Origin of the sequence: Lentihominibacter faecis, assembly GCF_014306095.1 — a bacterium.
GTDB lineage: Bacteria > Bacillota > Clostridia > Peptostreptococcales > Anaerovoracaceae > Lentihominibacter > Lentihominibacter faecis.
In genome coordinates, this window is record NZ_JACRWC010000097.1 from 1 (window position 1) to 6,082 (window position 6,082).

Sequence of the window (6,082 nt, forward strand, 5' to 3'; positions counted from 1 at the left end):
GTATATTACCATTCTTGCCTATAACATTATTCTTTGACCTCGCAACAATCAAACCTATCATCTATTTCATCCTCCATAATATGATGTCGTACCTGTGATTCCATCAAGTGCACCACATCTTAACAAACTCAAAATTATCTCGAACTAACCAGCTCGACAAATTCCTTTTTTGTCTTCATCTGCATTATATCATATTGTTATAAGCATTGCCATTTCTTTTCTGCTTTTGAAAAGTTACTTATCAGCCTATGTTTTGTAAAGGGTGATATTCAGCATTTCTCACGCAACAAGCCCTTGACAAACCATAGACTAATAAGTTTTAAGGTAATCAAGCAGAAATGAAATAGTCTGCTGTTTCACGGCAACAAAAAAGAGATACCAACACACTTATGTAGTATCTCTTAGTCTAGTAGCAATATTCTTTTGTTTGCAAGCAGGTAAACATGGGCTGTTTCTTAATATCTTTTTGTTTGGGAAACACCGCTGTCCCATCCAGGTTTTTTCCTGAACATCCTGGATGTCCTCTACATCGCTGATCTCCACCATGATGTCTGAGAATTTTTCTTCGATCTTCCAGTTTCTGCATCCGGCATCCGCAAGGAGATGTTCGATATGTTTACGTCCTTCGTGGATCGCGTAGAAAGTTGCTTCTTCTTTTGATCCACATTCCATCCGGCTCCATGGCAGATTGAGCAGATATTTGCCCTTGTCCATGCTGATGAGGATCTCGACAGTTTCCGTCACCTGTCCTACGGCTGCCCCAAACGCGTTGGCAACATCGGCGTGTTCCGGCACCAGTACATCTTCATGCAAAAGTTTCCCGGCCTCGCGCAGCCATACTCCCGCCGGAGCCCCGATGGCAACCAGCCTCTTTTTTAAATGTATCTGTGGATCGATGACGCTGGATGGTTTGCTGCCGAAGGCTCTTTCCAGAAGATACATAGCCGCTTCACTTTCCGACATGGAGATCATGCCCTGATCCGGGCGAAGGGAACTACCGTCCCGATTTTCCTCTGCAAGATCAAAATTCGCTGCCGCCTGTACACATGCCGACGCCAGTTTTACTTTGATCATCCTCTCCACCTTATTCAGGAATTTTGCCGTGCTGATTTCCTGCCGCCGTGCCAGGATCTCCACACCGGCATTGGACAGATCCCGGTTCCAGCGGTTATATCTGCCCTGTACATGGAGGATATCTGTAGGTGTAACGCCGATCCGAAGCAAAATGCCTTCTTCCACCAGAGGCGTCAGATCGACGGTCTCCGGATCCTGTCCGATGATACGAGCCAGATACGTCATGCTGTGAGGTCGTTCTCTAAGCTTTTCCATCATTTTTTCATCTTTTCCGGTAACATCACGAGATGCCATGCCTCCCCGGTAGAAATAACAATCCGCTTCCTGTGCGGAATAAGATTTGATATCACCTGTTCTTCGGAAGCTGCGCACTTCATGGATCAGTTCCGGCCACTGTGCGCCCGCCACACAGAGTGGAATAACTTTTTCCGGCCCGATCTGAATCTCTCCGTGGCGGTCGAGACATATGCGGCTGTCACCGCCGATGCCGAAGGTTGAGATCTCCGCTGCCTGTACACGGGTAAGCCATCCGCCTACGTTGGCGCCCTCTCTGCGGATCTTCACCGATCCGCCTGAAACTTCCGCGATGTCCGTGGTCGTCCCGCCCATATCGACTACGATCCCATCCTTCTGTCCCGTCAGAGCCAGACCGCCGATCACGCTGGCCGCAGGTCCCGAGAGAATGGTCTCCACCGGTCTTTGACCTGCCAGTTTTTCCGTCATCAGTGTCCCATCACCTTTTACGACCATGATGGTGCCTGAAATACCTTTTTCTTTCAGCACCTTTCTTGTAGAAACCAGCAGATCATCTATAATGGAAATCAACCGTCCGTTGAGTACAGCCGTTATCGTTCTGTGATAAAATCCCAGTGCCGTACTGAGATGATGAGCACAGATGACAGGAATGCCCAGCACATCTTCCGCGATCTTTGCAGCCTCCTGCTCGTGCTTCGGATTGCGAACGCTGGCATAGCCGGAGATCGCCACGGCGTCCACTTTGCCCTTCAAAGACTCCAGCACACGTTTCACTTCTTCTTCTTCCAGCGCCTCCTTCTGCCTTCCCATAATGTCGAAGGCTCCCCGGATATGTATGCTTTTTGCAGCCGGGATATCTTCTTCCAGCTCAGCTCCCATATAAAGCAGTGCGACTTTGCCGCCTCTTCCTTCTACGATCGCATTGGTGGCCAGTGTCGTTGAAAGAGAAATCAGTGTGATTTCCTCCAGCCTGTCAAATTCCAGCTGATCCAGACAGTTCTTGATCCCTGTCGTCAGATCGTCTTTGGTCGTCAACGCCTTTGCCTTGCATAACACCTTGCGATCCTTTGCATCGATTATGACTGCATCCGTATAAGTACCACCTGTATCCATTCCTAAAATAAAAGACATAGAAAGCCTCCTTCTCCTGTTTTAGGATCATCGTAAGCCTTCTATGTCATTTGTTGCAAGATGTCACGGAGATTCTTTAAGGAAACTTTAAAAAAGCAGCTCCGTCTCTACTCTTTGATTTCTGGCGATATGATAGTATTCTTCTTGCTGACCACGATACCGCAGATCACCATGAAAATACAGAGGATCTCCATGCAAACGAAGATCACCAGATAGTTGTCGTCAAACAGTCTAAGCACCGCCGGGAACAGCACGGTTTCCAGAAATGCTCCGAAATAAGCAAATCCATTAAATATGCCTGCCACGCTGCCTGCAAACACTCTGCAACCCTGATCGATAGCGTGTACCCAGAGGATCCCATTGATGCCATAGAGAGCGAATCCCATAAAAAAGATCCCGACCAGCACCGACTGAGTGTTTTCCAGCATCGGGAAAGTAACGACCAGTGTTCCGCATAGCGCCGCCATTGCCGTCACAACGATTCCCTTATTATAAAAAAGCTTGGTTTCTGCTACCCAGGTAATTACAAGTGTCCCAAAAGCCATACCGATAGGAAGCGTCAAATTAGAGAATGTCTCACTGAGAACTTCCTCACCACTGGTCTGCTTATAGTACACCGGGATCCAGTTGAGGAGTCCGTACCGGCAGATACTGGAAATCAAAGCAATGGTACACCACCACCAGAAATTTCGAAGTCTCAAAAAATATAACCATGGTTTTTTGTCTTCTTTCGCACGTTTTCGCAGAGCTTCTTCTCGTTTTTCGTGTCTAGGATTTTTTATAATATATTCGTCCAGATTCTTATCTGCAGGTTTTTCCACCGCAAAAATCCCAAACAATATCAGGAATACCAGCAGTGCCCCCATAGGAATAACCATTGCGATGCGCCAGCCAATATGTGGCCATAGCGACAGAAGCATAATAGGTAAGAGGTATGCTGTAACATGTGAGATCCCCGAAAAGAAATTTGCAATACCTATCCCCTGTCCCTTCGAGCCTTCTTCCCACCAGTGAGACAACATGCTGATACCGCCGACCCAGATCATGCTCTGAAAGAAGCCATTAATGATCCATGTTCCTAGTAAGAGCCCCCACACATGTTCCATTGAGATAAACACATTCATCAGAATTGTTCCAAGGCCACCACAAACAACGATTCGTTTCGCACCAACTCGATCTGCCAGATATCCATTGAACACACTTCCTGCAGCGTAGCTTAGGAATATACTGACTGACAAAATATAAGTCTGCACATCATTCATACCAACATCTGCCACAAAGCGTTCCATATTGTTATTAACATTGAACCGCCCCAGATATACGAAATTATACATCACAGCAAAACTAATCAGTGTAACCCATCTATAATGGCTGAATCGTCGCTTCATCATATTCCTCCTAAAGCAACTATTTACAATTTACTGTCTATAATTTATCATAAACATATAGTGATTTCAAACAGAAGAACAGGGGGTTTTTATGCATATCATACCGGGTTATTCCATGATGGCAGCAACAGCTACCACATTTATGCTCAGTATCATCTTCCTGCTTTTATCCGAGCAAAGTAAAAAACAATATATGCGGTTCTGGGGGATTTCCTGGTTAGTCTATTCTGCTATGTTCCTGCTGGACTTCTGCCACCTCAACTGGGATTTCATCTATCTAGGATACGTAATGCTACGACAAATGCTAGCACTTCTGGGTGCCTATACTTTCCTGCTTGGAACACATCACTTCTTTCAGACTAAATACCCGGCTTCTTTGGGCTTTGCGGCTATCTTGTCAACCATATCCATGAGTCTTTATCCAGCGATCTCTCCGGTGTATACCCTGATGATCATTCCAAATATCATCTTCTCATCAGGACTTCTGATTTATTCCGGCTGCATGTTCATCGCCATTTCCTGGACTCAGAAACTTCCGGAAAAGCTGATCGCCAGCTTTCTGATCATCCTGTGGAGCATCTTTATCAACCACTTCGCTTTTTCACTTAAAAACCAGCAGCTTGAGATATTTTCTTATTTTATCAGTATTTTCACCGTAAACGTGCTGATTCTGACCTTGATCATCATTTACTTTAAAAAGCTGCGGTTCATCGATACGAAGCAGCATAACCGGTTTCGTCTTCTGGTGGAGAATTCATCAGACTCCATGTTTCTGTACGATTACAAGCGGCAGCAGTTCGAATATATCAGTCCCGGTATTTCATCCCTTATCGGCATCAGTGAAGAAAAACTTTATGAAATGCCGGAGCGGTTCTTCGACTACGTCAACACGCCAAAGAAATACAGCTCTGTCCTCAGCATTTTCTCCCGTCCGGTCAAACGACCGAACGGCGGTATCCTCATGCTCTACAAAAACGGCATCGTGGAGCGATGGTCACAGATCCACTATATCCCGATCCGCGATAACACAGGAACGGTTTCTGCGGTAGAAGGTATTCTGCGTGACATCACCGAACAGAAACGGGCAGAAGAAAGTTTAAAAGAGGCAGAAGAGGCCAAAAAAGAATTTCTGGAAAATATCTCACATGAGATCAAAACGCCGATCACGCTGATCCAGGGTTACACCGAAAGTCTGCTGGATAAAGTGGTTCCTCCGGAATCCACAGACACGTACCTGAAAATGATCAATTCCAAAGCAAATGTGCTGACTACGCTTTTGTCAGACCTGGCACAGATCTCCGATATGTCTTCGCAGACCATGGAATACAAGTTTTACGAGCACAATGCTTCTGACATCATGCAGGAGCTGATACAGCAAGGAGAATTTCACATCACGACATCCGGGCACACAGTATCGACTAAAGTAAATATAGTTCCATACGCCGTGATCATCATCGATCCTCAGCGGATCCAGCAGGTCATCTCCAACCTCATCAGCAATGCGATCCGTCATACCCCGTCAGGCCGGAAAATCTCTATTTCCTGCGTTTCCTATCCCCACGAGGACATGATGCATGCGCCGGCATCAGATGATGATTACAGCATTCCGGACGGTGAGATCCTGGTCACAGTCAGCGATCAGGGAGACGGCATCCCGGAGAAGGATATCTCTCATATTTTCGAAAGGAATTTCAGCGGCGGACGTCGGATACAGACGAGCACTTCCGGCAAAGGCAACTCCGGTCTGGGGCTTTATATTTCCAGCCAGATCATCTCGCAGCATTCCGGGCGGATGTCTGCAAAGAATAATCCAGACGGCGGAGCGGCGCTATCGTTTTCCCTGCCGTATTATCGGTAAAATAAAAGTCTGCTCAGAGCACCAGTTTTTGGCACGCCTGAGCAGACTTTTTCCTTATTTGTTATTCATTACATTTAAGAGCTTCGTCCATCGGGACTTTGCGGATTTTTCTGTTAAGCGCCAGACTGATGATGGCATATATCACGATACCGATGAGAAACATCTCCGGAAACAGCGACGGCTTTACGTAGAACGTGAGCCAGCCGGAAAACTTTTGCATCATAAGCTGGTAGACTATCTGCAGCAGCTTGTAATCCACCGGCAGGCTGATGAGCAGGCACAGTACGACCGCCACGGCCGTGGATGTGTTGTACAGCCCCGAGATCTCCCGATTGGTATAGCCCAGGACTGTCTCTTATACACATCTCCGAGCCCA

General features: G+C 46.7%; 5 protein-coding genes. 1 reads left to right on the forward strand and 4 read right to left on the reverse strand.

Annotated features, from left to right (window positions below):
• The 3 genes from H8876_RS07445 to H8876_RS07455 form a co-directional block, all read right to left on the reverse strand.
• Positions 1-61: dihydrofolate reductase (locus H8876_RS07445; RefSeq protein ID WP_249287214.1), on the reverse strand; the 61-nt coding region annotated here is incomplete at its 3' end.
• Between the two features lie 326 nt (positions 62-387).
• Positions 388-2,460, reverse strand: coding sequence for a hydantoinase/oxoprolinase family protein (locus tag H8876_RS07450; RefSeq protein WP_249287210.1), 2,073 nt, complete (start codon positions 2,458-2,460; stop codon positions 388-390).
• A 107-nt stretch (positions 2,461-2,567) separates the two neighbouring features.
• The gene (locus H8876_RS07455; RefSeq protein ID WP_249287211.1) at positions 2,568-3,848 is read right to left on the reverse strand and encodes an MFS transporter; all 1,281 of its coding nucleotides are present in this window, start codon (positions 3,846-3,848) and stop codon (positions 2,568-2,570) included.
• 91 nt (positions 3,849-3,939) lie between these two features.
• Here H8876_RS07455 and H8876_RS07460 point away from each other — a divergent pair, with 91 nt between their 5' ends.
• The gene (locus tag H8876_RS07460; RefSeq protein ID WP_249287212.1) at positions 3,940-5,706 is read left to right on the forward strand and encodes a sensor histidine kinase; all 1,767 of its coding nucleotides are present in this window, start codon (positions 3,940-3,942) and stop codon (positions 5,704-5,706) included.
• A gap of 61 nt (positions 5,707-5,767) precedes the next feature.
• Here H8876_RS07460 and H8876_RS07465 read toward each other — a convergent pair whose 3' ends face one another.
• The gene (locus H8876_RS07465; RefSeq protein ID WP_283241781.1) at positions 5,768-6,052 is read right to left on the reverse strand and encodes an FtsX-like permease family protein; all 285 of its coding nucleotides are present in this window, start codon (positions 6,050-6,052) and stop codon (positions 5,768-5,770) included.
• Positions 6,053-6,082: the final 30 nt, after the last annotated feature.